Source organism: Actinocrinis sp. (assembly GCF_035650855.1).
GTDB lineage: Bacteria > Actinomycetota > Actinomycetes > Streptomycetales > Catenulisporaceae > Actinocrinis.
The window spans coordinates 1-25,277 of the sequence record NZ_DASRGV010000167.1; the positions used below are offsets into that span (position 1 = coordinate 1).

Annotated in this window: 20 protein-coding genes and 1 pseudogene; 13 read left to right on the plus strand and 8 right to left on the minus strand. The window is 69.4% G+C overall.

The window, feature by feature from the left end; genetic code table 11:
- The 3 genes and pseudogenes from VFB40_RS12455 to fxsT form a co-directional block, all read left to right on the plus strand.
- Window positions 1-278, plus strand: a pseudogene (locus tag VFB40_RS12455) (hypothetical protein); the annotation flags it as partial.
- On the plus strand, window positions 275-1,207 hold the full coding sequence (locus tag VFB40_RS12460; protein WP_324850137.1) for an AAA family ATPase: 933 nt from the start codon (window positions 275-277) through the stop codon (window positions 1,205-1,207). The pseudogene VFB40_RS12455 and the gene VFB40_RS12460, both read left to right, overlap by 4 nt.
- Before the next feature lie 64 nt (window positions 1,208-1,271).
- Window positions 1,272-6,932 carry an FxSxx-COOH system tetratricopeptide repeat protein gene (fxsT, locus tag VFB40_RS12465; RefSeq protein ID WP_324850139.1) on the plus strand — a complete coding sequence of 1,887 codons (5,661 nt, stop codon included), beginning with the start codon at window positions 1,272-1,274 and terminating at the stop codon, window positions 6,930-6,932.
- Here fxsT and VFB40_RS12470 read toward each other — a convergent pair.
- Window positions 6,905-7,249, minus strand: a complete 345-nt coding sequence (locus VFB40_RS12470) for a winged helix-turn-helix transcriptional regulator (protein ID WP_324850141.1) — start codon at window positions 7,247-7,249, stop codon at window positions 6,905-6,907. The two genes, fxsT and VFB40_RS12470, sit on opposite strands and share 28 nt — an antisense overlap.
- 171 nt (window positions 7,250-7,420) lie before the next feature.
- Between VFB40_RS12470 and VFB40_RS12475 the strand changes: the two genes are divergently transcribed.
- Complete coding sequence (locus VFB40_RS12475) at window positions 7,421-8,008, plus strand: carboxymuconolactone decarboxylase family protein (protein ID WP_324850143.1); 588 nt, start codon at window positions 7,421-7,423, stop codon at window positions 8,006-8,008.
- Between the two features lie 3 nt (window positions 8,009-8,011).
- Here VFB40_RS12475 and VFB40_RS12480 read toward each other — a convergent pair whose 3' ends face one another.
- The 4 genes from VFB40_RS12480 to VFB40_RS12495 all read right to left on the minus strand — a co-directional run bounded on the left by VFB40_RS12480 (window position 8,012) and on the right by VFB40_RS12495 (window position 13,000).
- Window positions 8,012-9,070 carry a glycoside hydrolase family 26 protein gene (locus tag VFB40_RS12480; protein WP_324850145.1) on the minus strand — a complete coding sequence of 353 codons (1,059 nt, stop codon included), beginning with the start codon at window positions 9,068-9,070 and terminating at the stop codon, window positions 8,012-8,014.
- A 44-nt stretch (window positions 9,071-9,114) separates the two neighbouring features.
- Window positions 9,115-10,518, minus strand: a complete 1,404-nt coding sequence (gene sthA / locus VFB40_RS12485) for a Si-specific NAD(P)(+) transhydrogenase (protein ID WP_324850147.1) — start codon at window positions 10,516-10,518, stop codon at window positions 9,115-9,117.
- A 102-nt stretch (window positions 10,519-10,620) separates the two neighbouring features.
- Window positions 10,621-11,793, minus strand: coding sequence for a fumarylacetoacetate hydrolase family protein (locus VFB40_RS12490; RefSeq protein WP_324850149.1), 1,173 nt, complete (start codon window positions 11,791-11,793; stop codon window positions 10,621-10,623).
- Window positions 11,794-12,091: 298 nt separating this feature from the next.
- Window positions 12,092-13,000 (minus strand): alpha/beta fold hydrolase, encoded by a 909-nt coding sequence (locus tag VFB40_RS12495; RefSeq protein ID WP_324850151.1) that lies wholly within the window; start codon window positions 12,998-13,000, stop codon window positions 12,092-12,094.
- Between the two features lie 69 nt (window positions 13,001-13,069).
- Between VFB40_RS12495 and VFB40_RS12500 the strand changes: the two genes are divergently transcribed.
- The 6 genes from VFB40_RS12500 (at window position 13,070) to VFB40_RS12525 (ending at window position 18,594) form a co-directional block, all read left to right on the plus strand.
- Window positions 13,070-13,567 (plus strand): MarR family winged helix-turn-helix transcriptional regulator, encoded by a 498-nt coding sequence (locus VFB40_RS12500; RefSeq protein ID WP_324850152.1) that lies wholly within the window; start codon window positions 13,070-13,072, stop codon window positions 13,565-13,567.
- A 374-nt stretch (window positions 13,568-13,941) separates the two neighbouring features.
- Entirely contained in the window at window positions 13,942-16,287 is a 2,346-nt protein-coding gene (locus tag VFB40_RS12505; protein ID WP_324850154.1) for a sensor histidine kinase, read from the plus strand.
- Window positions 16,284-16,757, plus strand: coding sequence for a roadblock/LC7 domain-containing protein (locus VFB40_RS12510; protein WP_324850156.1), 474 nt, complete (start codon window positions 16,284-16,286; stop codon window positions 16,755-16,757). The genes VFB40_RS12505 and VFB40_RS12510 overlap by 4 nt, the downstream gene beginning before the upstream one ends.
- Window positions 16,723-17,118, plus strand: coding sequence for a DUF742 domain-containing protein (locus tag VFB40_RS12515; protein ID WP_324842769.1), 396 nt, complete (start codon window positions 16,723-16,725; stop codon window positions 17,116-17,118). Before VFB40_RS12510 ends, VFB40_RS12515 begins: the two co-directional genes overlap by 35 nt.
- Window positions 17,099-17,698, plus strand: coding sequence for a GTP-binding protein (locus VFB40_RS12520; protein ID WP_349261454.1), 600 nt, complete (start codon window positions 17,099-17,101; stop codon window positions 17,696-17,698). The genes VFB40_RS12515 and VFB40_RS12520 overlap by 20 nt, the downstream gene beginning before the upstream one ends.
- 107 nt (window positions 17,699-17,805) lie before the next feature.
- Entirely contained in the window at window positions 17,806-18,594 is a 789-nt protein-coding gene (locus VFB40_RS12525; protein ID WP_324850159.1) for a hypothetical protein, read from the plus strand.
- A 44-nt stretch (window positions 18,595-18,638) separates the two neighbouring features.
- Here VFB40_RS12525 and VFB40_RS12530 read toward each other — a convergent pair whose 3' ends face one another.
- Complete coding sequence (locus VFB40_RS12530; RefSeq protein WP_324850160.1) at window positions 18,639-18,917, minus strand: hypothetical protein; 279 nt, start codon at window positions 18,915-18,917, stop codon at window positions 18,639-18,641.
- 306 nt (window positions 18,918-19,223) lie between these two features.
- Window positions 19,224-20,459 carry an NAD(P)/FAD-dependent oxidoreductase gene (locus VFB40_RS12535; RefSeq protein ID WP_324850162.1) on the minus strand — a complete coding sequence of 412 codons (1,236 nt, stop codon included), beginning with the start codon at window positions 20,457-20,459 and terminating at the stop codon, window positions 19,224-19,226.
- A gap of 156 nt (window positions 20,460-20,615) precedes the next feature.
- Here VFB40_RS12535 and VFB40_RS12540 point away from each other — a divergent pair, with 156 nt between their 5' ends.
- The 3 genes from VFB40_RS12540 to VFB40_RS12550 all read left to right on the plus strand — a co-directional run bounded on the left by VFB40_RS12540 (window position 20,616) and on the right by VFB40_RS12550 (window position 22,743).
- Window positions 20,616-21,587: a zinc-dependent alcohol dehydrogenase gene (locus VFB40_RS12540; RefSeq protein WP_324850164.1), complete on the plus strand. Its 972-nt coding sequence runs from the start codon at window positions 20,616-20,618 to the stop codon at window positions 21,585-21,587.
- Window positions 21,577-21,954 carry a 6-pyruvoyl trahydropterin synthase family protein gene (locus VFB40_RS12545; protein WP_324850166.1) on the plus strand — a complete coding sequence of 126 codons (378 nt, stop codon included), beginning with the start codon at window positions 21,577-21,579 and terminating at the stop codon, window positions 21,952-21,954. The genes VFB40_RS12540 and VFB40_RS12545 overlap by 11 nt, the downstream gene beginning before the upstream one ends.
- Before the next feature lie 147 nt (window positions 21,955-22,101).
- Window positions 22,102-22,743: a histidine phosphatase family protein gene (locus VFB40_RS12550; RefSeq protein WP_324850168.1), complete on the plus strand. Its 642-nt coding sequence runs from the start codon at window positions 22,102-22,104 to the stop codon at window positions 22,741-22,743.
- Window positions 22,744-22,807: 64 nt separating this feature from the next.
- Here the strand turns inward: VFB40_RS12550 and VFB40_RS12555 are convergent, their stop codons facing one another.
- Complete coding sequence (locus VFB40_RS12555) at window positions 22,808-25,192, minus strand: CDP-alcohol phosphatidyltransferase family protein (RefSeq protein ID WP_324850170.1); 2,385 nt, start codon at window positions 25,190-25,192, stop codon at window positions 22,808-22,810.
- Window positions 25,193-25,277 lie beyond the last annotated feature (85 nt).

Sequence of the window (25,277 nt, forward strand, 5' to 3'; positions counted from 1 at the left end):
AGCTGCTGAACCTGCTGCTCGCCTTCTCCCCAGTCGTCCTGTGGCCCGGCGCCCAGGACGGTTTCCCGCCCGACTGCCAGGACGCGTTCGGCGACTACTGGCATACGCTGCCGACCGGATTCATCGACGCCTACCGCAAGGCATGGCGCGACGAGCCGACGGGCGAGCCGGTCCACGTCGTGGCGCGGCTGAGGGCGATCTGGGACGACCTGGACTGGTTGTCCTTCTGCAAATCGAGCCGTCAGATATCCCTCACCCGGCAAGGGAGCCCGCAGTGACCTGGGACGACTACTACCGCGGCGACGGCGTGCCCCGTGCGATCGAGCTGCCCGCGCCGCCGCCGTGGCGCACCTTTCCGCGCCAGCCGATGAGCTCGGTCTTCCAGCCGCCGCCCGGGCTGCGGGAGGCGGTGAACGCGGCGTTGTGCCTGCGCCGCCCGCTGCTGATCACCGGCCTGCCCGGCTCGGGCAAGTCCACGGTCATCGAGCAGGTTGCCGCGGAGCTCGATTTCGGGCCGGTGCTGCGCTGGCATGTGACGTCGCGCAGCACCCTGGCGGACGCGCTCTACCGCTATGACGCCCTAGGCAGAATCCACGCGCAGCGCCTGGGCGGCGATCGGAACGTCGCCGACGACATCGCGCCGTTCCTCCAGTTCGGCCCGCTGGGCACCGCGCTGCTGCCGGCCGAACGGCCCCGCGCGCTGCTGATCGACGAGATCGACAAGAGCGACCTCGATCTGCCCAGCGACCTGCTCGACGTGCTCGAGCGCGGCGAGTTCGAGGTCCCCGAGCTGGTCCGGTACGAGCACGACGAGGTCGACGTCCGGCTTTACCAGAGCGATGGCAGGCACCGGGTGGTCAACGGCCGCATCGCGTGCACGCAGTTCCCGTTCATCGTGATGACCAGCAACGGCGAGCAGATCTTCCCGGCTCCGTTCCTGCGCCGCTGTATCCGCTACACGATGGCCCGGCCGTCGGCCGAGGCGCTGCGGACCCTCGTCGGCGCGCACCTCGGCACGGACCTGCCGGACCGCGGCCCGGTCGCCGACTTGGTGCAGGGTTTCGCCGACCGGATCGAGGCCGGGGAGAACCTGGCGGTGGATCAGCTCCTCAACGCGGTCTTCCTGCTTTCCCGGGATGACGCGCCGACCGGTGCCGCCCGCGAGGAACTCACCGCACTGTTGTTGCGGGAATTGTCGCGTGCCTGACCCGGACCGGTCCGCCGCCGCGGGAGCAGGTCCGCGCGGTGGCCGGGACAGTGCGCGGGACGGCATGCATCGAGTCGTACGAGCGGTTTCAGCCATCGCTCCGGAACTCGACGACCTGGCTATCGCGGAAGTGCTCTGGCTCGCGGCGCTGAGGGACGGACGGCCTCCAGAACAGCGCCTGGCGCCGGCCGGAAACGAGGCAGCGCCACAGGATCAGAGCACGACGACTCCGCCGCCGTCGGCTGCATCACGCGCATCAGGGCCCAGCGACGTGATCAGCAGGGCGCAGGCGGCACGCACCCGCCGCTCCGCATCGGCCCAGCGGCAGCTCTACGAGCGCATCGCCGGCACGTCGCAGACCCCGACGATGACCGGGCGCCCCGTATCCGTGCCGCGGGCCAGCGCACTGCCCAGGGCCCTGGAGGTGGGTCGGGCGCTGCGTCCGCTCAAACGGGCCTGGGCTCCCGGGCCCCACCGAGCCCTGGATGTCGAAGCGACCGCGGAGGACTACGCGCGTAGCGGAGAACTGCTGCCCGCTCTGCGCGCCCGGCCCGAGCGCTGGCTGGACCTGGCACTGGTGGTGGACCGCTCCTCGTCCATGGCGGTCTGGCGGGACGCCGCCGGCGAGTTCGCCGGCATCCTGACCCGGCTCGGCGCGTTCAAGCGGGTGCAGCTGTGGGACCTGGACATGACCGCGAGCGGGGAACCGCTCCTGCGCATCGCCGGCACCGGAGGCGGCCGGAATGGTCGGGGCAACGGCGCCGGTGCCGGCCCGGACAGCGCCAGCCCAGACGGCGTCAGCCGGGATGGCCGCATTCGTCACGACGCGCGTCCCACGCCGCAAACCGGGCCTCGGCACCTGATCATCCTTCTGTCGGACTGCTCCGCGGACGGCTGGTATCGAGAACCCGTATGGCGGCTCTTGCACTCGTGGGGCAAGAGCATCCCCACGGCCCTGATCAACCCGCTTCCCGCACGCCTTTGGCGCCTGACCGGTCTCGACCTGCCGGCCGTCCGCGTCGTCAGCCAAGGCGCGGCGGTCACCCGCAACACCCGCCTGGACTACCGCAGACCGTGGCAACTGCGCTTAGGGGACGACGCGCAGTCCCCGCTCACCCCGCTGCCGGTCGCGACGCTCACCCCGTACGCCCTCGAGAGGTGGGCGCGCGTACTGATGTCCGCGGGCGCGATCGGCGGGGGAGAGGTGGCCGGATGCGACGCCGTGCTGGTTCCGGCCCGCGGGAGGTTCGAAGGCGATCAAGCCGAGGCTGAGGCGCAGCTGTCCGGCAAGCAGCTCGTGGCGGCGTTCCTGGCGGACGCCTCGGCTCCCGCCGCGCGCCTCGCCGTCATGCTCGCGCCGTACACGACGCTGACCATGCCGCTGCTGCACTTGATCCAGCAGACGATGGTGCCCGAGGCCACGATCGAGGAAGTCGCCGAGGTGATCGTCAGCGGCCTGTTCGCCGTCGACGCGTCCACATCGGCGGCGCCGTTGCTCACGGCACGGCCGGGAGTCCAACCGGTCCTCGAAGAGCTGCTCGGCAGCGAGGACGCCTGGCAGATGTACGACGTGATCAGCCGCTACATCGTCGCGCACGCCGGTTCGCTCGCCGCGCTGATGGCCGCCCTGCGCGACCCCGCGGGATCGCTGCGGCTGCCCGCCGAGCTGCGGCCGTTCGCCGCGGCCACGGCCGACACGCTCCGGGTGCTCGGCGCCCTGCCGCCGGAGTCGGCCGCGTCGTCGGCGACGACCGAGCTCGTGACGAGCGACGAGGCAACGGCGGCGACGGCGGCCGAGCGCGACGAGGATCTGGGGACGATCGTCGCGTTCGGTTCGGAGACTGCTGAAAGCGGCACCAGCATGGCCGTGGCGAACGTCGCCTGGATTCTCGCCGCCAACGGGAAGCGGGTGCTGATCGTCGACTGGAATCTGTCGACGCAGGGCGTGTACCGGTTCTTCCGGCCGTTCCTTGACGAGGAGGCCGCATCCACCGGTACCGGAATCGCCGACGTGATCACGGAATTCCGCGATGCGGATCGTTACGAAGAGGGGTACTTTCCGCACTACTCCGATGTCGAGGCGCACGCGATTGCCGTTGATTGGCGGTTCCCGGAAGGAGGGAGCCTTAAGCTCCTCGCCGCTGGGAGCCAGGACGCACGCGCGTATGCCGCCGCGTCGGTCGACTCGGCCGGGGCCTTTGAAACCGGCGCCGGCAGGAGATTCGTGAACTGGCTGCGGTCAGTCATGCAGACGACCTATGACTACGTGCTCATCGATGGGCGCATCCTCCCCTCAAGAGCCGCCGCCTCCTTCCCGGTCGCTCAGCTGCCTGATGTCTTCGTGGACTGCTTCACCCTGGATCCGCTCGACATCGAGCGCGCTGCAGCGGTTGCCCGGAGCCTCGCCGGCCCATACGCCGGGCGCGCCGGCCGGATCCTGCCGCTTCCGATGTGGGTCGGTGACGAAGAATCCCGCAGCACGGTCGTCGGACGGGAGTTGGCCCGCGACGCGTTCGCAGGGACCCCGATTCGGATCGGATCGTCCGAGGCCGCCGAATACTGGCGAACCATCGGGATCCCATACCGCTCGACATACTCCGGCCGCGAGAAGCTCGCCGCTTTCGCGGACCCGCCGGGTGAGACCGGCACGATGCTCGCGGCCATGGAGCGGCTCACCTCCTGGATCACCCGCGGCGAGGTGACCGAGCTTCCCGAGATCGACGAAGGCGAGCGGCTGCGCGTCCTCGCCCTCTTCGAGGGCGCGACACCGTCGAGGACTTCGAACCTCGTCATCGCTTACGTGCCTAGGGACCGCAGTTGGGCCGAGTGGATCCGTGCGCTGCTCGCCGCCGTGGAGGTGGACGCGACGTTGCGGAATGTCGCCCTTCCGCCCTGGGAAGCGCCGCCCGAGCCACCTGAGGATCCCACGGTGGTGGTCGTCTCGCCGAGTTTCGTAGGATCGCGTAGGGCGCTGGAATTCGCACGTTCTGTTCGCGCGCAGGATCCGGGCGATGGGTCTCCCCAGCCGTTGCCTGTCGTCGTTGCCGGTACGCGCCTCGGCGAGCAGCTTTTTGACCGAGCGGAACTTGATGTGTCCGGTATGGACCGGCGAAGGGCGGCGCAGGCGCTGCTCGGGGCGCTGGACCTTTCCATCGAGGCCGCAGACCGGCGAGCGCTTGAAAGCGCGCGGTTCCCCGATTCCGTACCCGCTGTATGGAACGTCCCCGCGCGCAATGCCAGGTTCACTGGACGCGATGACGTGCTTGAGCTTCTGCGCGATCGACTTACCTCGCAGAGCGTCGTGGCAGTGCCCAACGTGTTGGTTGGTTTGGGCGGCATCGGCAAGACGCAGGTGGCGATCGAGTACGCCCATCGGTTCAGATCTGACTATGACTTGATTTGGTGGATTAACGCCGAACAGACAGAGAGGGTCGCCGCGTCGCTGGCGGATCTCGCGCGCGAGCTCGACGTGCGAGAGGACGACGATCCGAGACAGATCGCGCACAGAGTCGTAGAGCAGCTTTCCGATGGAGCAGGGCCGCATCCTCGCTGGCTTCTGGTCTTCGATGACGCGGCGGACCCCGCCGGCGTGCAGGAACATCTGCCGAGCGGCAGCAACGGCCACGTCCTGATCACATCGCGCAACGCGGAATGGGCTCGGAGCGCCCAAGTCGTCGAAGTGAGCGTGTACAGCCGCATCGAGAGCGTTGACCATATCCTTCACCGAGTGCCAAGCGTTGCCGAGCCCGATGCGTATCGCCTGGCCGAAGTACTCGGTGATCTGCCGCTTGCGGTGGAAATGTCTGCTGCGTGGCTGGAGAACACAGGCATGCCGGTGGACGACTACATACGATCGCTTGAAGAGCAGAGCATCGACTTGCTCTCGGGCGACCGTCCGCCCGGCTATCCCTCGACACTGGGAGCGACCTGGACGATCTCCTTCAACCGTCTCAAAGAGCGTTCACCGGCTGCGTTCCACCTGCTGCAACTATGCGTGTTCTTCGCACCCACGATCGCCCTCGACTTGATCTATTCCTCGGCGACGGTGGAATCGCTGCGTCCGTACGACGATTCACTGCACGTGCCGATGATGCTGGGCCGCGTCGTGCAGGAGATAAGCAGATTCGCGCTGGCGAAGGTAGACGTTGAGGCGAACAGTATCCAGCTCCATCGCCTCGTGCAGGCCGCTCTTCGCGACCAGATGACGCCAGATGAGGCCGACGACCTCACGCACCAAGTGCACCGGATCCTGGTGGCGGCGCGGCCGTCGAGAGGTGACGTCGACGATCCGCGCAACTGGCACCAGTACAGCCTGATCTGGCCTCACCTCGACCCCTCCGATGCGGTGCGGTGCTCCGAAGATCCGGCTCGCGAACTCGTCATAGACCGAGTGCGCTATCTCTGGATGAGGGGGAGCTTCGACGAAGCCGTCACCCTCGCCCTGAAAGTCGAGGAGACGTGGACGGGGGCACTGAACGGGGAGACCTTAATCGTCGAGTCGCCGCAGGAGCGGGTACTGCTGCAGCGGCAACTCCTGTACCTGAAGTCGCAACGGGCGAACATCTACCGGTCTCAGGGCCTGCTGAACCAGGCAGCCGAACTCGATCGGGCCACCTTGACGGAGCAACAACGCGTCATGCGTGCGAACGATCTGCACACCCTGATCACCTCAGGCGGCCTGGCCGCGGACCTCACGGCGCTCGGTCAACTCAATGAGGCCCTGGCGCTGAACGAGAGCACGTACTCGACGTTGTCGGAGACGTACGGCACGGATTACGAACACACCTTGGCGGCCGCGGACAACCTGGCTGTCACGCTTCGCCTTCTTGGAGAGTATCGCTCTGCGTCAGACCTGAATCAGAACACGTTCGAGCGGCTGAGAATCGTACTCGGACCGGAGCACCCTCATACGTTGGCATGTGCCCTCCACGTTGCGTGTGATCTGCGCGCGCTCGGCGACTATTACTCGTCCCTCGACTTGTCGCGGACCACGTTCAACCGATGCGCTGACACGATCGGTGAAGACAACCCCCTTACGTTGCGCGTCGCCACCTCGCTCAGCGTCTCGCTTCGCTGCGCCGGACAGTCCGGCGAAGCGCTCCAGCTAAGCGAGGACACCCGTCACCGCTACCTGAACAACTTCGGTCGCGACAATCCCGCCACCCAGGACTGCCTGCTCAATCTGGCCGGGGCTGTGGCCGCCGCCGGCCGGCCGCGCGACGCACTTACCGTCATGAACGACGTGTGCGCTGACTATGCGCGGCTGCTGGGTTCCGACCATCCCGCCACCTTGATCGCTCGGCACAATCTCGCGGTTTATCTTCTCCAGGACGGACAGCTGTCCGAAGCACGCGAGATCGCCCGGTCGTGTGCAGAAAGACTCGCTGTACTCCTGGGAGCGCAGCATCCGTACACAGTGGTGGCCAACATGGCCATCGCGAACGTATATGCCGCGGACGGGAACTTCGCGATGGCCCGTCCGATCGACAGCTCCACCTACGCACGTCTCAATGAGCTACTCGGACCTGTTCACCCGGTGACCCTTATGTCCGGGCTGAGCCTGGTGAACTCGAGCCTCAGTGACGACATGCCCGACACACTGCCGACCCTCCGCGAACAGCTCTTGCCTCGCTGCGAACTCAGGTTTGGAACGGATCACCCGATAACCCAGGCGGCCCGCGCAGGACAGCGGGTCGACTACGATTTCGAAGCTTTCGCCCCGTAGTGGTTGTCCGCGAGTGCCTCCGCGACGGGCTGATCGCGGGACGCGCGCTCGAGTTCTGCCGCCCAACGGTCGGACCAGCGCATGAGTCGGCGCAGTTCGCCACACGCATCCCGGCCTAGCGCAGTGAGCTGATATGCGCCGGTCGCATCGCGCTCGACGAGCAGTGACTCCTGCAACTCGACAAGGCGCTGTTGCAGCACGCTGGACGACATGCCGTCGCACCGCTGCTGTAGCGGCCGGAAGCCGAGCGGACCGTCGCGCAGCTCCCACACGATGCGCAAGATCCACCGCCGGCCGAACAGGTCGAGCGCGGCCATGAGCGGACGGCCGGTGGTCGATCCGCGGACCGGGTGACCTGGGCGGGGTGGAGTCGTCATGCCGGATGCCGTCCTCGCGCGAGCGCAGCGGGTGGTGCTTCGAAATCAGAAGCACTACGCTACACCCTGCGCTTCGAAATTCGAAGCGCAGTGAGGAAGGAGGCCGACGTCATGGCCGCCCGGATCCCGCCGCTGTCACCGCCGTATCCCGAGCAGGCCGCGGACCTGCTGCACCGCCTGATGCCGAGCGGACAGGAACCGATCGCGCTCTTCCGCACCTACGCCCGCAACCTCCCGCTCGGCGAGGCACTGCACAGCTGGGGCTCCTATCAGCTCAGCCGCCGACTCAGCCTCGGCCTGCGCGAGCGCGAGCTCGTCATCGTCCGTACCTGCGCCCGGTGCGGCTGCGAGTACGAATGGGGCGTGCACATCGCCTACTTCGCCGACCGGGCCGCGCTGACCGCCGAACAGGTCAGCTCCCTGACACACGGATCGAGCGCCGACCCCTGTTGGAGCGACGAGCACGACCGGGTGCTGCTCGACGCCGCTGACGCGCTGCACGACGACAACGACATCGACGACGCGCTGTGGGCCCGGCTCAGCGCCCAGTTCAGCCCCGAGCAGATCCTCGACGTGCTGATGCTGTGCGGCTGGTACCACGCCATCAGCTTCACCGCCCGCGCCACCAGGCTCCAGCCAGAGCCGGGAGCGCCACGGATCGACGCGGCGCGCACGTCCGGCGCCCGGGCCGGAGCGTGACAGTCACCAAGTAAGGCTTGTGACGTACTGCGGGCTGGACTGCGTGCGCCGACGCAGCTCCGCCGCCGCGACCGGATGGTCGGCCAGCAGGAAATCCTTGCCCTCGTCCCGGTTGTCGAAATCGAAGTACACCAGCGCCTTGACCGTCTTGGGGTAGCGTGCGGCCCAGTCCAGCACCAGGTCGACCGAGGCCGCGGTGTCCGGCTTCGGCAGCTGCGGCGCCCATTCGGCCAGCATCAGGGGTTTGCCGTGCGCGGCGGCGAACTCGGCCATCTGGTCCATGCCGTCCGGGCCGTGCAGCAGGTAGTCCGGCGAGGCGCCTTGCGGATAGGCGTCGAGCCCGACCCAGTCGACCGCGTCGTCCCCGGGGTACCACGCCGAATCGTCGACGCCGTCCGGGCCGTTCCAGACGGTGGGGCACCACACGAACGCCGCGTTGCTCGCGCCCGCCGACTTGAAGACCCCGTAGACGTGCCGCCACGCCGCGATGAAGGCCCGGGGCGTGACCGCCGGCGGATTCCACTGCGGATACCAGGTCGCGTTCATCTCCCAGTCGAGCCGGATGAACACCGGCCCGCCGTACGCCTTCACGGCCGCCGCCTGGTCCCAGAGGTAGCCCTCCTCCTGGCCCGCCGCGACGGCGCCGTCGGCGAGCGAGAGGTTCCAGGAAGCCATGGGAGCCATACCCGGGCGGCTGCGGGCATCGTCGAGAATCGGCTCGAGCGGGCCGTTCGGGGTCGTCCACCTGTTGTAGATCGCGGGATGTCCGGCGAGGCCTGCCGCCTGGTCGAACGCGTCGAGACGGTAGAAGTCGGTCGACACCCCGAGCAGGACCGTCCCGTCCGGTGGCGTGAACGGCCCCGAGGCCAGGCGCCCGGGCGCCGCGCCCGACGTGGGGACCGGCGTGGCGGAGGCTGTCGGCGCCGATCGCGCCGCCGGAGGCCGAGCGCCGCCCGACGCCGCGCGATGCTGCGCGCCGGCCGCGGCCAGCAAGGCGAACGTGCCTAGGCACAGTGCCGCCGCCATCCGCCTGCGATACCGCGCCGCCGCGTAACTCTGCACGGGCACTAGGCTCGCACGCCGCGCGGGATGGCGGGGGAGCGCGGTCAGTCGTCCAGGCGTTCGATCTGCCGGATCTTGTTCATCGCGTCGAGCGCCGCGACCTTGTAGGACTCGGCGAGCGTCGGATAGTTGAACACCGCGTGGACCAGGTAGTCCACGGTGCCGCCGCAACCCATCACGGCCTGCCCGATGTGCACCAGCTCCGTCGCGCCGGTGCCGAAGACGTGCACGCCGAGCAGTGAGCGGTCCTCGGGGGAGACCAGCAGCTTGAGCACGCCATACGAGTCGCCGATGATCTGCCCGCGGGCCAGCTCGCGGTAGCGGGAGATGCCGACCTCGAACGGTATGCGCTCGTTGGTCAGCTCGTCCTCGGTGCGCCCGATGAAGCTGATCTCGGGGATCGTGTAAATGCCGATCGGCTGCAGGGTGGACATCACGTTGACCGGTTCGCCGCACGCGTGGTGCGCGGCCAGTCTGCCCTGCTCCATCGAGGTCGCGGCGAGCGCCGGGAAGCCGATCACGTCGCCGACCGCGTACACGTTCGGCACCTGCGTGCGGAAGTACTCGTCGACCGCGATCCGGCCGCGCGCGTCGGCGGCCAGCCCGGCGTTCTCCAGCCGCAGCGCCTCGGTCTGGCCCTGGCGTCCGGCGGAGTACATGACCACCTCGGCGGGGATCCGCTTGCCGCTCTCCAGGACCGCGATGGCGCCGCGGGCGTGCCGCTCCACCGCGGCGACCGTCTCGCCGAAGCGGAAGGTCACGGCCAGGTCCCGCAGGTGGTACTTGAGCGCCTCGACCACCTCGACGTCGCAGAACTCGAGCATCCGGGTCCGGGACTCGACCACGGTGACCTTGCAGCCGAGCGCGGCGAACATGGAGGCGTATTCGATGCCGATGACCCCGGCGCCGACCACGATCATCGTCTGCGGCACTCGCTCGAGCCGCAGGATTCCGTCGGAGTCGATGACGGTGCTGCCGTCGAAGTCGACCGTCGCGGGCCGGGCCGGCGTGGTGCCCGTGGCGATGATGATGTGCTCCGCGGTCACCCGGGTCTCGCGGCCGGTGCCGTCGGAGACCTCGACCGTGTGCGCGTCGAGGAACGAGCCGAGCCCCGGCAGCATCGCCACGCGGTTGCGCGAGAGCTGGCTGCGGATCACCTCGACCTCGCGGCCGATGACGTGCTGGGTGCGCATGAGCAGGTCGGTGACGGTGATGTCGTCCTTGACCCGGTAGCTCTGCCCGTACATCTCACGCTGGCTCATGCCGGTGAGGTAGAGCACCGCCTCGCGCAGGGTCTTGGAGGGGATCGTGCCGGTGTTGATGCACACCCCGCCGACCATGTCCCGCCGTTCGACGACCCCCGCCCGCTTTCCCAGCTTGGCGGTGGCGATCGCGGCCTTCTGCCCGCCCGGACCGGAGCCGAGAACGAGCACGTCGAAGTCGTACACGCGACCAGTGTGGCAGGCGGGACGGTTGATCGGCTCCCTCTTCAGGTAGCCCGCAGGTAACCAAAAGCGCACGTCCTGGGGCGCGAGCGGGCCGGAGATCCGTCAAGCTCGCCCGGCCCCGCCCTTGGCGAGATACCGGAACAGCTCGCCGAGACCGAAAGTCCAGCGGGGCAGTTCCTCCGCGGCCGCGACCGTGTTGACCAGCGTGCCGAGGTGCGCGCTGTGAACCTGGACGAGGTCGCCGGTCTTGTGGGTGAACCCCTGGCCGGGCTCGTCGCGGTCAGTCGTCGGTGCGAACAGCGTGCCGGTGTAGAGCGCGAACCCGTCAGGGTACTGATGGTGATCTCCGATGGTCGCGCGCACGAGCTCCTCGAAAGGACGGCTGATCCGCGACAGGCTGTTGCGGCCCTCCATGTGGAAGCCGTCCGGCCCGGACACGTGCAGCAGGATTTCCTCGTCGCGCAGTGTGTCGAGGGTGAATTCGCCGTCGAAAAGGCGGATGAAGGGGCCCAGCGCGCTGGAGGCGTTGTTGTCCTTCGCTTTGCCGAGCAGCAGCGCGGACCGCCCCTCGATGTCGCGGAGGTTGACGTCGTTGCCCAGCGTCGCGCCCACGACGCCGCCCCGAGAGTCGACGATGAGGACGAGTTCGGGTTCTGGGTTGTTCCACTTCGACGCGTGCGGGATCCCGACTCCCGCACCCAGTCCCACCGAGGAGAGGACGGGCGCTTTCGTGAAGACCTCGGGATCCGGTCCGATGCCGACCTCGAGGTACTGCGACCAGAGGCCCTGCTCCTGCAGCACGCCCTTCGCGCGCAGCGCCTCAGGCGTCCCAGGCCGAACCGCCGAGATGCTGCTGCCGACGGTGTCGGCGAGCAGCGCGCGGACCTCGGCGGCGCGCGCCGGGGCGCCGCCGACGCGTTCCTCGATGACGCGTTCGATCATGCTGTCGACGAAGGTGACACCGCAGGCTTTGATCACTTGAAGGTCGACCGGCGCGAGCAGGTGAGGGCGGGTCAGATCCTGCGCGAGCGATGCTTCAAAGACGTCCTCTGTCCGCCACGACGCTTCGCCGGCGACGGCCCTGCGCACGACGTCGACATGATCGGGTCGCTCCAGCAGCTCGGAGACAGTCCCGGACACGCCCGTCAGGTCGTGGACGGTGTCGCCATGCACGGCCGCGACCCGAGGGCCGCCGAACCGGGGATCCCAGATACGGCCGAGCAGGAGCGCCTGATCACTGTCGGCGGGCAGGAGCGGCAGGACATCCGTTGTCATGGCTCCATGATTCCTCGCCCGCCGCCCATACCAAGCGCCCCCGGCATGGGGAACCGATAACAGTCAAAATTAACAGGCCCGTCAAACTCAGCCGCACCTACAATCCGGCCAAAGCCTTGGGACTGCTACGGGCACCGACGCGACCGCACCCTGAGTGCGCCAAACCGTGTCCGCCGAATTCTGCGACGTTGCCCTGCGTGACCCGATCGAACCATCGAGGTGGCCTCAGAACATCAGCCATTTGGGTTCCGCCCCGCACGCCATGGCTTCTATCAGTCGGTCTTAGTTCTGACGCGCGTCACCCAGCGCCCGTAAAGAACCCGGCGAGCTTCTTGTTCAACGTCTCCGGCTGTGCGAACGGGATCATGTGGTGGGAGACGGCGGGGAGCGTGTCGACGGTGACGTGTCGCAGGGTTCTGCTCGCGCGCTTGGCGACCGTGTCGATGTTGTGCACCCGGCTGCGCTCGGCCAGCAGGACGAGCACCGGAACGCCCAGCGCTCGAAGGTCTGCCTGCTTCGGCTTGCGCCCGGCGATGATCTTGCCGGTCGGGACGGTGGCGCTGAGCCTGTGCAGGGCGAGCCAGTCCGGGTCGATTTCGGCTCCGCGCGTTTCCCAGCGCAGGTAGGCGTCGTCGCCTCGGGTCGGGCGCAGCATGGTGGGCAGTGCGTGCCACAGGCAAGCGGGGGCGAAGCCGGCGAAGCACTGGGTGGGGTCGAGCAGGGCGAGGCGGCCGATGCTGCCGCGCGGTGCGCGCAGGGTGTGTGCCAGGGCGAGCCAGGCGCCGAAGGAGTGGCCGCACAGGTCGGCGCGTTGGATCTCGAGGGCGTTGAGCAGGTGGGTGAGCCAGTCAAGCAGGTCCTGCCGGGTGCGCACCGGCTGACCGGTGTTGCGGCTGCGGCCGGGGTCGCCGATGGTGTCCGGGGCGTAGACGCGCCGGGTGCGGGCGAGCGCGGCCGCGTTTGCGTACCAAGAGGCTGAGTTTGCGCGACCTCCGTGCAGCAGCACCAGCGGCGGTGCGTCGCGCGCTCCGCAGGCGTTGACCCGCGTCGTGCCGAACCGGGAAGGCACGTCGATGGCCTCGACCGGCACGCCCCAGCGCGCGATCAGCGTGTCGTAGGCCGCGTCGAAAGCGCCGAGGGCACCGAGGGCTTCGCCGGTGGCGGCGTGCTGTTGAGCGCCGGGCTGTGCTTGGGATCGTGCGTGCATGGTGGCCCCGTCTGCCAGTAGTATCGACGAGTGAGTTACTCACTCATCGAGAGAATAGAAGGACAGCGGATGCCACGCAACGCACCCGGCAACAGGCAGACGACGATGCCAGGCGGCGAGACGGCCGCGCACCCGCGCATGGACCTGGTACATCTGCTGCGCTCAGTCGCCGTCGACCTGGACCTGCGGGCCGCCGCGTTCGCCACCGAGAACCGTCTGCATCCGACCGACGTGCGCGCCCTGATCGCCATGCTCGACGCCGAACGTGCCGCCGAATCGATGACCCCGGGGCGGCTCGGCGCGCGGCTGCACCTGAACTCCCCGGCCACGACCGCCGTGATCGACCGGCTCGAAGCGCTCGGCCTGCTCGCCCGCGAGCGCGACCCGCACGATCGCCGACGCGTGCTGCTCATCGTCAGCGAGCAGGCCAAGACTCTGGGCTGGAGTTTCTTCGGGCCGCTGATCGGGCGGATCCTCGCCGCTATGGACGAATTCGACGAAACAGACCTCGACGCTTACGAACGCGTCCTGCGTGCCGTCGCGCAGGCACTTCCGGCGGCGAAGTAGGGGACAACCGTCGCAAGTGAACTCGAATTCAATTCGGCAAACGATTGCCGACTACTCCTGCGACCTGTACGGTCACGCACTGTGTCGAGCGGTTAATGCTCCGCCCTATATTTGTCGGTGAATACGATACCCCGTGGAATGCGCGTTTTGCCGACTTTGCGACGGCGGATTGCCGCCGCAGGGGTAGAAATCATTGCGATACCAGCCTGCGGATACTCGGTCCGGCGTAGTATCCGTTCGTCATGCGCGGGCCGTAATTTCGGCGGACCGCCTTCACGGACTTGCTGGGGGCTGGGGTGGCACTCCACGCGCGAACGGCGAAACGGCAGCGCATCCTGGACGTAAACACGCGACAACAGCTGCCGCTGCGCGCCGTGCTGCTCATTCTGGCGCTGGTGCCCAGCGTAGCGATGACCGTGCTGTGGGCCGTGAACTCGAACCGGCTGTACAACAACTGGCACAGCGTCAGTAACCACAACACGCAGACGGTGCGTTATGCGACGCCGGTGTTCAGCATCTTCTACAGCCTGCAGGCCGAGCGGCGCCTGAGTGCCGCCGTGCTCGCGGATCCGGCCGGCTATCAGGCGAAACTCGCGGCGCAGCGGCGGGTGACGGATGCCGGCATCGCGGGTCTGAGAGCCTTGAGCGGCCCGGCCCCCGCCGACATCGTGGCGGGCGTCGCGCAAATCGAATCAGGGCTGCAGGAACTCGGCACCTACCGCTTCGCCGTGGATGTGCGCACCGTTTCCCAGCAGCAGATCTACGACGACTACACCGGCCTGATCGCCACCGACCTGCAACTGTTCAACTCCCTGAGCGACGTCGGCCTGGCCGACCAGAACTTCCGGGTGCGGCCGGAGATCGACTCGGTCTGGGGCATCGAGATCCTGGCGCGCGAGGACGCCCTGCTGACCCCGGGCATCGTGGGCGGCACCGTCTCGAGTTCCCAGCGCGCGCAGTTGGCTCAGCTCAGCGGCGCCGAGCAGTTCATCTACGACGACAAGGTCGTGCCGCTGCTGCCGCCCGCCGAGGCCGGACAGTACCGCGCGCTGATCGCGAGCAGTGCGTGGCAGCAGAAGACCCGCGTGGTGCAGACCGTCATCACCTCCGCGCCGTCCGCCAACGGCACCGCGCTGCCGGCGGCGCTCGGCGCCCAGTGGCAGCAGAGCATCGCCGCGATCACCCCGCAGCTGCAGGGCCTGAACATCGAGCTCGGCACCGTGCTCACGCAGGCCACCTCGGTCGAAGTGCACGGCCTGGCGACCGACCTCGTGCTCGACACGGCGGTCGGCTTCGGCGGCGTCCTGCTCATCGTGGGGCTGACCCTCTTCCTGACCGGGGTGCTGCGCCGCCGGATCTTCGCGCTGCGCAGCGCCGCGCTGGACCTGCAGGTGCGCCTGCCCGACGTGGTCGAACGGCTGCGCCGCGGCGAACAAGTGGACACCGACGCCGAACTGCCCGCGCTGCATTACGGCGGCGACGAACTGGGCATGCTCGGCCAGGCGCTCAACGCCGCGCGCGCCAGTGCGCTGGAGACCGCGGTCCACCAGGTGGAGCAGTACCGCGGATTCGAGCGGCTGCTGCAGCGCATCGCCCGGCGCACCCAGCTGCTGATCGGCCTGCAGATGAAGCGTGTGACCGAGCTGGAGCGCCGCTACGAGGACGCCGAGCTGCTCGAAGGCCTCTTCGACCTGGACCACCTGACCGCACGCCTGCGCCGCTACGAGGAGAACCTGGTCATCCTCGGCGGCGGGCAGCCGCAGCGGCGCTGGCGCAAACCGGTGGCGCTGCTCGACGTGCTGCGTTCCGCCCAAGGCGAGGTGCAGGACTACCGGCGCATCCGCATCGAGACCGGGAACACCACCTGGTTGTCCGAGCGGGCGGTCGGGCCCGTCGTGCACATGCTCGCGGAGCTGATGGAGAACGCGGTCGCCTTCTCCAAGCCGCCGAACCCGGTGGAGGTGACCGCGTCGCTGGTCTCGCGCGGCCTGGCCATCGAGATCGAGGACCGCGGCGTGGGCATGGCGCCGGAACAGTACGCCGAAGCCAACACGCTGATGTTCGACCCGCCGAAACTGGACGTGGTCTCGCGCGCGGATGACGCCCGCCTCGGCCTCTACGTCGTGGCCCGCCTGGCCGCCGGACTCGGGATCAAGGTGGAGCTGCGGCCCTCCTCCTTCGGCGGCACCCGCGTCGTCGTGCTGCTTCCCCTCGATCTGGTACACACGGCGAGCCACCAGCCCGCGCCCGACGACGCGGCGCAGCAGGGCGAACACATCTCGCGCCGGCTGTCCGCCGTGTACAGCACGTCCGCCGACACCGCGTCCCCCACCTCAACCGCGCATGACGGCGCGGAAGAAGACCGGCACGAGGGCGCGGGAGAGGAAAGCGACTGGGCCCTGTCCGGCGTCGGCGCCCGACTCGCGCCCGTTCCGGGAGACTCCGGCACCCGCGCCCCCGGCCTCAAGCCGCTGCCCAAACGGGTGCGGCTGGCCAGCCTGGCGACCGAGCTGCGCGAATACCGCTCCCCGGGCGATCCGGACGCGGGTACGACCAATGCAGAGCAGGACGCGCCCACGCTGCTGCCGCAGCGTTCCGGCGCCACGATCGGGGCGTTCCAGCGCCAATCGCGCCTGGCCCGCGCCGCCGCGAAGGACGAGGACTCCGCCACGCAACCCGCGCCAGGTCTCAGCACGACCCCGGAAGAAGACGAACGATGACGCACCCCACCTTCGCGACCCAGCGCACCACGGCCACCGACCACGACCTGGACTGGCTGCTCGACCGGCTGATCGACCAGGTCCCCGGCGCCCGGCACGCGGTCGTGCTGTCCGACGACGGCCTGGTCATCAGCCAGTCGCGCGGCATCGAGCGCGCCGACGCCGAGCGGCTGGCCGCCATCGCGACCGGCCAGCAGAGCCTCGCGCGCGGCGTCGCGGAGATCTTCGACGGCGGCGGCACGCATCAGGTCATCGTGGAGCTGGCCCGGCTGTGGCTGTTCATCAGCGCGGCCGGGCACGGCACCCACCTGGCGGTGCTCGCGGAGCAGGAGGTCGACGCCGAGGTGATGGCGGTCGCGATGCACACCCTCGTCTTGCAGGTCGGCCGGCACCTGGGCACCGAGACGCGTGCACCGGCGAAGCAGGAAGGGGCTGATGCGGGTGAACCATTGGGCCGACGAGTTCCTTGAGGAAGACCCGGACGACTCCTTCGTGCGGCCCTACACCATCACGCACGGCCGCACGGTTTCCGCCCGGGACGACCTGACGCTCATCACCGTCATCAGCACGCTGACGGCGCCGGACGGCCTCGTGGACGGCCGGGGCCTTGAGCCCGAGCACCGCTTCATCCTCGACCAGTGCCGCACGCCCTGCGTGCTGGCCGAGGTCGCCGCAAGGCTCAACCTGCCGGTCGCGGTCGCCAAGATCCTCATCGGCGACCTGATCGACGCCGGCAGGGTGTCCGCGCGGCCACCGCTGGCGGTGGCCGTCGGGCAGCGACCGGACATCTCCCTTCTCCAGGCGGTGCGCGATGGACTACGACGACTCTGACCGGCGGCCGGCCGCCGCCGCGCCGGCGCCCGCCGCCGTCAAGATCCTGATCGCGGGCGGCTTCGGCGTCGGCAAGACCACGATGGTCGGCGCGGTCAGCGAGGTCGCGCCGCTGCGCACCGAGGAGTACCTGACCGTGGCCGGAGTCGGCGTCGACGACGTGCGCGGGGTCGCCGACAAGGCCACCACCACGGTCGCCATGGACTTCGGGCGCATCACCGTCAGCTCAGGCCTCGTGGTCTACCTGTTCGGCACGCCGGGCCAGGAGCGCTTCTGGTTCATGTGGAACGACCTGGTGCACGGCGCGCTGGGGGCGGTGGTGCTGGCGGACACCCGGCGGCTGGAGGGCAGCTTCGGCTCGATCGACTTCTTCGAGAGCCGCGGCATCCCGTTCGTGGTCGGCGTCAACTGCTTCGACGGCTATCAGGACCGCACCGTCCCCGAGGTGCGCGAGGCGCTGGACCTCGACGCGCGGGTGCCGATCCTGATGGGCGATCTGCGCAAGCGCTCCGACAGCCGGGACCTGCTGCTCGCCCTCGTCGACCACCTGATGGCCGATCAGTCGGTCGCGGCCGGGTAATCCGGACCGCGTGCGGGAGCGGGGGACGCGTCGGCGCCACCTCTGCCTTTACGCCGCTGTCACGGCGGGTATTCGATCACGCAATATCGCCGGGGCAGGCTGTTGTCATGAGCAAGCCGCTGCGGAACCACCATCGCGAACTGATCGAACTGGCCGCGCTCTTCGCGGCCGCGGGGATCGCCGACCTGTTCACGAATCTGCTCGGCCACCGCATCGAGGGACCCACGGTCCTGATCGCGCTCGGCATCGTGGTCGCCGTCGCCACGCTCGTGAACCTCCGGCGCGACGGGCGCAGGACGCGAGCGCGAGGCGCGTCCGGGGCCGCGTATGAGCGTGCCGCAGCCGATTACGCCGCCGTGGCTGGAGAGCTGTGGCGCGTGCGTACCGCTGTGCAGGACACTCCCGGGCGCCTCGCAGTGCTCGCCGGCGCCTTCGCCGCCGTCGGTGCCAACATCCTGGCTCTGCAAGTCCAACCGGTCGCCGACGGGGTGGTCGACGAGTTCCTGGTCGAGGCCGGCGTCGAGGTGACCGCGGAGCAGTTGGGCGCCGCCGTGGCGTCGGCCGGCGGCGGTCAGGTGCATGTCGCGCCCGCCGACGTCACGGCCCTGACGGATCTGCCCACCCGAGCGCTCACGCTCGCACACCGCTTGATCCGTGAACCGGGTGCGCTGCGCTTCGTGCTGGCCGAATTGCTCAGCTCGGCGCAGGTCGAGTGGCGCGCGGAGGAAGACGACGACCGGGAGCGCGACGAGGCCGAGAACACCGTGATACGGGTACGCGATCCGCACGCCGGAGTCGTGCTCGTCTCGCGCCCGGGCATCCCGTTCACCCCGGCGGAGTCCGCTCGGGTGCAGGCCATGGCCGACCTGGTGGGCGCGAGCGTGGTACGCCGCTAAGCGTTCCTCGCCGCGGCGGCGAGGCCGCCGGCTATCTAATGCTGCTATCTCAGGCTACGCAGGAACTTCTTGCGTTCTTCCTCGACTGCGTCCAAGAACCAGTCGGGGAGCGTGCCATGCTCTCGCAGCGTCGCCACCTCGGTCGGGCTCAGGCGTTCGGAGACCCGGTCTACGGGCACGGAGTAGGTCGCCAAGCGGTCATCGACGACCTCTGAGGACAGGTCGCGCGCCATCGCCGACCCCACCCCGGATCGCCCGCGACCGGACGAGCCGAGGATCCGCAGCAGCGTGGTCCACCAGGGGCGCGAACGCTTAAGCAGCACCGGACGCGCGGCCAGCCATGCGAGCCTGCTAGTCGTAAGGTGCTGATTCGGTATCCACCTGGGCGCAGGCGTGGCCATCCTCGATCCCCGTCCCTCTCAGCAAGCCATATAGCCCCAGCGCCAATATGTTAGCGTCGGTCGACCCACGTGCAGCTAGGCACGACTTCTACCAGCGGGATGAGCCTGCGGAGACGAAACGGCGCGGCGCCTCTACGACAAGGTGGCCGAGAACCGCGGCTTCATCCGCTACCAGATCGATCTTTAGCGATCGACCCGCGGCCACACTCGCCAGGCGGCGCGGCCGCGTCAGAGTGCGGCGAGGGAGTCCAGGGGCGTATCGGGATCGGCGAGCTTCGTCTTGTCGACCGCCCCGCCCGAGCGCACCAACTGCTGGATCTGCTCGTTCACGTCCCAGACGTTGACGTTCATGCCCGCCTTCACCCGCCCGTCGGCGAGCCAGAACGCGAGGAACTTGCGGCCCGCGAGGTCTCCGCGCACCACCACCTCGTCGTATCCGCCGGGCTCGACGTGGCCGCAGTACTCCATGCCGAGGTCGTACTGATCGGTGAAGAAGTACGGGATGCGGTCGTAGACGGCGTTCTCCCCGAGCATGGCGCGGGCGGCGGTCTTCGGCTGGTGGCAGGCGTTGTCCCAGTGCTCGACCCGGATGTGCTTGCCGAGCAGGGGGTGGAACGCGTTGGCCACGTCGCCGGCTGCGTAGATGTGCGGATCGGAGCTGCGCAGGGACGCGTCGACGAGGACGCCGTTTTGCACCGTGAGGCCGGATGCGGTGGCCAGTTCGGTGTTGGGGGCCGCCCCGACACCGACGACTACCGCGTCGGCCTCGATGACCGTGCCGTCCGCGAGCTTGACGCCGCCCGCGCGCCCGCCCGACTCGAGGATCTCGGCGACCTGCACGCCGGTGCGCAGGTCCGCGCCGTGCTCGCGGTGCAGGTCCGCGAAGACGCGGGCGATCTCGGGGCCGAGCACGCGCGCGAGCGGCAGCGCGTCCATCTCCACGACGGTGGCGTCGACGCCGGCCTCGCGGGCCGCGGCGGCGACCTCAAGGCCGATCCAGCCGCCGCCGACGAACGCGATCCGTGAAGCGGTCTGAAACAGGTCCTTGAGACGCTCGCAGTCCTCGACGCGGCGCAGATAGTGCACCCCTGGCAGGTCCGCACCGGGCACAGTCAGACGTCGCGGCCTGGCGCCGGTGGCCATGAGCAGCTTGTCGTAACCGAGGCCGCAGCCGTCGGCGAGGGTGAGGCTGCGACGTTCGCGGTCGATCGCGGTGACGGCCGCCCCGAGCAGCAGGTCGATGTTCTGCTCCGGGTACCACTCGGGTGCGTGCACGAACATCTTCTCGCGTTCCTGAGTGCCCATCAGGTATTGCTTGGACAGCGGGGGCCGCTCATACGGAGGCTCGGCCTCGTCGCCGATCAGCGTGATCGCCCCGGTGTAGCCGGCCTCGCGCAGGGTCTCGGCCGCTTTCACGCCCGCCAAGCTCGCCCCAATGATCACGAAAGGTGCGGATACCGCCATGAGTCAGACTCCTTTTAGCTAAAAAGTATTGGCTATATCCGTTGGTGGCGTCAAGAGCAGGGACGTGGCTCGGGGTGGGGCGTTTCGGCAAGACTTCTAGACCAAGTAGGCGAATCAACGGTTTTCGTGCTGGCGCAAGACGGGTAGGTGGGCTGCGTGTCTGCACGCGCGCTCTTCCACACCGCGCCGCGCTGTGTCGAGATCAGGGAGGTGCCCACGCCACGGCCCGCGGCCGGCGAGGTCCTCGTCCGCACCGTCTGCTCCGGCATCAGCGGAGGCACCGAACGGCTGGTGTACCGCGGCGAGGTTCCCGCCGAGTCGGCGCTGGACGACACGATCGACGCGCTCGCCGGCACCTTCTCGTATCCATTCGCCTACGGATACGCATGCGTGTGCGAAGTAGCCGAGTCCGACCAGACGGTGTTCGCGTTCCATCCGCACCAGGACGTCTTCGCCGCACGGGCTGATGATCTGATTGCGCTGCCTGCCGTCGATCCGGCGTGCGCGACCTTGTTCCCGCTGGTCGAGACGGCGTTGCAGGTGACGCTCGACGCAGGGTCCGGATATCGCGACCGAGTCGTCGTCCTCGGGGCCGGTGCGCTCGGGCTGCTGACCGGCCTGCTGCTGCGGCGGGCCGGATGGCGGCCGCTTATTGCCGAACCGCAGGCATGGCGCCGTACCCTGGCCGACAGCCTCGGGCTCGCCACCGCCGCGCCGGAGGAGCTGGGGCAGGAGCAGGTCCCGCTGGTCATCGACGTCAGCGGCAACCCGGATGCGCCGGCCGCGGCGCTGGACCTGCTGGCCCACGAGGGAACCCTGCTGATCGCGTCCTGGTTCGGCACCAAACCGGTGGTGCTGCCGCTCGGCGGCGCCTTTCACCGGCGGCGCCTGACCATCCGCAGCACGCAGGTTTCCACGATCCCGGCCCGCCTGTCCGGGACCTGGACCCGGGCTCGGCGCCGCCGGGAGGCCGTAGAGTTGCTGACCGAGCTGCCCTTGGCACGGCTGTGCACCCACGTCTTCGCCTTCGGCCGCGCAGCCGAGGCGTTTGAAGCGGTGGACCAGGGGCTACCCGGCTTGATGCACGCCGTTCTTGACTATGACAGGAGTGCGGTCGGTGACCTGTGAAGTCGGGTTGAGCCGGAACGTGCGCGCTTTCCACATCATGCCGGGACTGCCCGGACCCGAGGGGCAGCTGCATGACCACGACTACCGGATCGAGATCGTCGTGGAGCGCGAACAGCTCGACGAGCGGGGCATGGTCTGCGACCTGGACGTGCTGGAAGCGGCGCTGACTAAGCTGACCAGCCGGGTCGAGGGCCGCGACCTGGAGGAGATCCGCCCGGCCGGGGCCGAGGCCGTCACGGTCGAGGTGTTCGCCCGCTGGGTGCACGACAGCCTCTCGCCCACGGTCGCTGCCGAAGGCGGCGAGGTGCTGGCGGTGCGGGTGTGGGAGAGCCCCGTCGCGTTTGGCGGGTACCGTGCACGATGCTGACACTCCGGCTTCCCACCCCGGGCAGCGTCGCGAGGCCGAGGTCGGGCGGCTGAACCGTTCCGCTGACGTGTTCGTCTCTCTGTCATGGGAGCAGGCGGCACAACATTCTCGTCACCGGCATTCTCGTCACCGCCGCGGGACGGCCGTATGACATTGGGCTGGGATGACCCGACGGGCAATCCCACGACCACGATCCTGCTGCGGCACGGCGATACCCGGCTGTCCCCCGAACACCGCTTCAGCGGGCTGTGCGACCTCCCGCTCAGCGCGAGCGGAACCCGGCAGGCGCGGGCCGCCGCCTGCCGCCTGGCCTCCGGTACCCCGATCGACGTCGTGGTCAGCTCGCCGCTGCAGCGCGCCGTCGACACCGCGGCCATCGCGGCCGGCGAGCTGGGCCTGACCGCGGTCGTCGACGAGGACCTGCGCGAGACCGACTTCGGCGCCTGGGAGGGCCTCACCCTGGCGGAGATCCAGCAGCGCTGGCCCGCGGTCGCGGCGGCCTGGCGGCGCGATCCCGAACCGGCCCCCCCGGGCGGAGAGAGCTTCTGCGACACCGCGCGCCGGGTGAACCGGGCCTGCGACCGGCTGCTGCGCGACCACGCAGGCAAGACCGTCCTCGTGGTCAGCCACATCACCCCGATGAAGATCCTGCTGTGCCGGGCTCTCGGAGTCCCGATCGACACCGTCTACCGGCTCTATCTCGGCTCCGCGTGCATCAACGAGATCCGGTGGCACGGCCGTGGATTCGCCACCGTCCACCGCGTCAACGACACCAGCCACCTGCCCTGACGCCACCCGGACTCAGCCGCCGCCCCGCACTCACCCGCCAGCCAGACTCATCGACCCGCCCGGCTCATCCGGCCGGCCGGGCGTTGAAGGTGTCGAGGAACTGGTTGCGGAAGGCGTCCATCGGCTCGAGCGGGGCGGAGGGGCCGGGCAGCAGCCCGTCCTGCCAGTGCCAGGGGGTGATCCGCTGCAGCACGGAGGGGTCGCGGGCGACGATCGAGATCGGCACCTCGTGGTTGGCGCCGGCGCCGCTGACGGTGGTGTTGGGCTGGTGGTCGCCGAGCAGGATGAGCACGAGGTTCGGGTCGTCGGCCTCGGTGACCCACGAGGTGAGGGCCGACATCGAGTACTGGATGGACTGGCCGTAGAACTGGCGCACGGTGGCGGCGCTGCGCCAGACCGCGATCGCGGATTGGCTGCGGCCGGGCATGGGGTCGAAGATCGAGCCGTCGCCGACCTCGTCCCAGGGCACCATGCTCGGCAGCGGGGCCCACGGGGTGTGCGAGGAGACCAGGTCGATCTCGGCCATCACGGGCTTGTGGCCGGGGGCGAGTTCGAGGCGCTGGAACGCGGCCAGGGTGTACTGGTCGGGCATGGAGGCGTAGCTGAAGGTCGGTCCGTGGTAGCCGACGTTGCGCCGGTCGTAGAGCTTGTCGAAGTGGTAGAAGGACGAACCGGCGGGCCAGGTGAACTCATCGGACGGAATGTCGCTGACAGTGCGCCAGCCGGCCTCGTGGAACGCATCGGTCAGGTTGAACCGGTGGCTGGCGGTGAGCTCGGCGTACCGCTGCTCGGTGCTGACCCACGTGCCCGACTGCAGGGTGGAGTGCGCGAGCCAGCTGATACCGCCGAAGGTGGGGGAGGTGAGCCAGGCGCTGCGGGTGGACCAGCCGGCGCCGGCCAGCGAGGCGGTGCTCTGGCGCAGGACGGAGTCGACGCCGGGGGAGAAGGTCGTGCCCTGGACGGCGACCTGCCCGTAGCTCTCGACGAAGGCGATGATGACGTCCTTGCCGCGCAACCCGGTCAGCAGGTCCGAAGCGGGGACGCTCGCCGCGGGGTCGTAGCCGGTCAGGGACTGCTGGAAGGCGCGGTTGTCGCGCAGCGCCGCCCGGGTGTCGCGCACCTGGGCGACGGCCAGCCCGGCGGTGTTGGTGGAGGCGACCGGGGATCCCGGGACAAGCTGCACGGACAGGGCCGCGCACAGCGCCCAGACCGCGGTGAGGCCGGCGAGTCCGCGAACGGTCCCGCGGCGATGTCGGGCGGCCACGGTGGTGATCCGTATCGCCGAGGCGGTGATCCCGCCGACGATCAGCACGACGCCGACCCACAGCGCGACGAGCGCGACATTCGTGCGCGCGGGGCCGATCGCGTCGCGCACCACGCCGAGCGCTGGGCCGATGTCGCCCCAGTCCAGCACCGGGTTGAACGCCCGGTCGATCTCCGTGTAGAACCCCACGTCGAGGATCTTGACCAGCGTGAGCAGGCCGAACAGGATTCCGGCGACGGCGGCCAGGATCCGCCGCGGCCGGGCCGGCAGCACCAGCGCGACGGCGACCAGCACCAGCGCCTCGAGCGGGACGCGGACGAAGGCGGTGAACGAGTATTGCTCGGGATGTTCGGGAGCGACCAGAACGCCCCACACGATCGCGGCCGAAAGCACCGTGACGGCCACCCGCAGGACGCGGCGGGTGCGCGCACTGGCGCCGGCGCGGCACAGCCAGATCACGTCGCGGCCGAACGACTCGGCCAGCAGCAGCGCCGCGGCGGCGACCGCGAGCATCCCGGTGAGCTGGGCCAGCAGCCCGGACGCGGCGACGGTCAGCACGATGCCCTGCACCGCCGCCACGACCTTGCGCCAATACCGGGGCGGCAGCTGCGCGGACAGCCATGGAACCGCCCAGCCCGCGATCAGGAACACATAGCGGGCGGCGCCGATGACCAGCACCCAGTTGCCGTAGTCCTGGGAGACGGCGATGCTCAGCAGCAGGATGAGGAACGCGTCGGCCTCGCCGTCGATGCGCGCGCCCAGCGCTGTGGTGGTGCCGGTCCGGCGCGCCACCTGCCCGTCCACGGCGTCGAGCACCAGCGCGACGGTGGCCAGCGTGACCAGCGCGGCGACCGACACCGGCCGGCCGAAGGAGTCGGCGACCAGGCCCGCGACCCCGGCGATCAGCAGGCTGCGGCTCAGGGTGACCCAGTCCGCCGGGAAGATCGCCGCCGGCTCGCCGCGCATGCGGGCCGTGACCAGCAGCGCGCTCGCCGCCGAACCGGCGGCCAGACCGACGATCCAGCCGGCGAGGCCGAGACCGGCCGTGGCGGACACGATGCCGAGCAGGGCGGCGGTGGCGAGCAGCCCCAGGATCGCCGCGAGCCGAATCGTCGCCGGCGCGTCCCTGCCCGCGAGCGCAGTCGTAGGCGGTGCGCCTTCGTCCGCAGCCTGAATCGTACGCACCGCGCCTCCGTAGCCATGTGCCGCCGTTCCTCGTGCGGAGAACGGGCCTGCCGTCACGCTGGTTCACCGCGACCGGGCGCGGGCG

Bases quoted from the DNA above. Each gene is read 5' to 3' on its own strand.
- VFB40_RS12500 (WP_324850152.1), top strand. From the start codon at position 13,070: ATGCCACGCAACGCACCCGGCAACAGGCAGACGACGATGCCAGGCGGC.
- VFB40_RS12510 (WP_324850156.1), top strand. From the start codon at position 16,284: ATGACGCACCCCACCTTCGCGACCCAGCGCACCACGGCCACCGACCAC.
- VFB40_RS12535 (WP_324850162.1), bottom strand. From the start codon at position 20,459: ATGGCGGTATCCGCACCTTTCGTGATCATTGGGGCGAGCTTGGCGGGC.
- VFB40_RS12475 (WP_324850143.1), top strand. From the start codon at position 7,421: ATGGCCGCCCGGATCCCGCCGCTGTCACCGCCGTATCCCGAGCAGGCC.
- VFB40_RS12470 (WP_324850141.1), bottom strand. From the start codon at position 7,249: ATGGCCGCGCTCGACCTGTTCGGCCGGCGGTGGATCTTGCGCATCGTG.
- VFB40_RS12515 (WP_324842769.1), top strand. From the start codon at position 16,723: ATGCGGGTGAACCATTGGGCCGACGAGTTCCTTGAGGAAGACCCGGAC.
- VFB40_RS12490 (WP_324850149.1), bottom strand. From the start codon at position 11,793: ATGACAACGGATGTCCTGCCGCTCCTGCCCGCCGACAGTGATCAGGCG.
- VFB40_RS12495 (WP_324850151.1), bottom strand. From the start codon at position 13,000: ATGCACGCACGATCCCAAGCACAGCCCGGCGCTCAACAGCACGCCGCC.
- fxsT (WP_324850139.1), top strand. From the start codon at position 1,272: ATGCATCGAGTCGTACGAGCGGTTTCAGCCATCGCTCCGGAACTCGAC.
- VFB40_RS12520 (WP_349261454.1), top strand. From the start codon at position 17,099: ATGGACTACGACGACTCTGACCGGCGGCCGGCCGCCGCCGCGCCGGCG.
- VFB40_RS12525 (WP_324850159.1), top strand. From the start codon at position 17,806: ATGAGCAAGCCGCTGCGGAACCACCATCGCGAACTGATCGAACTGGCC.
- VFB40_RS12550 (WP_324850168.1), top strand. From the start codon at position 22,102: ATGACATTGGGCTGGGATGACCCGACGGGCAATCCCACGACCACGATC.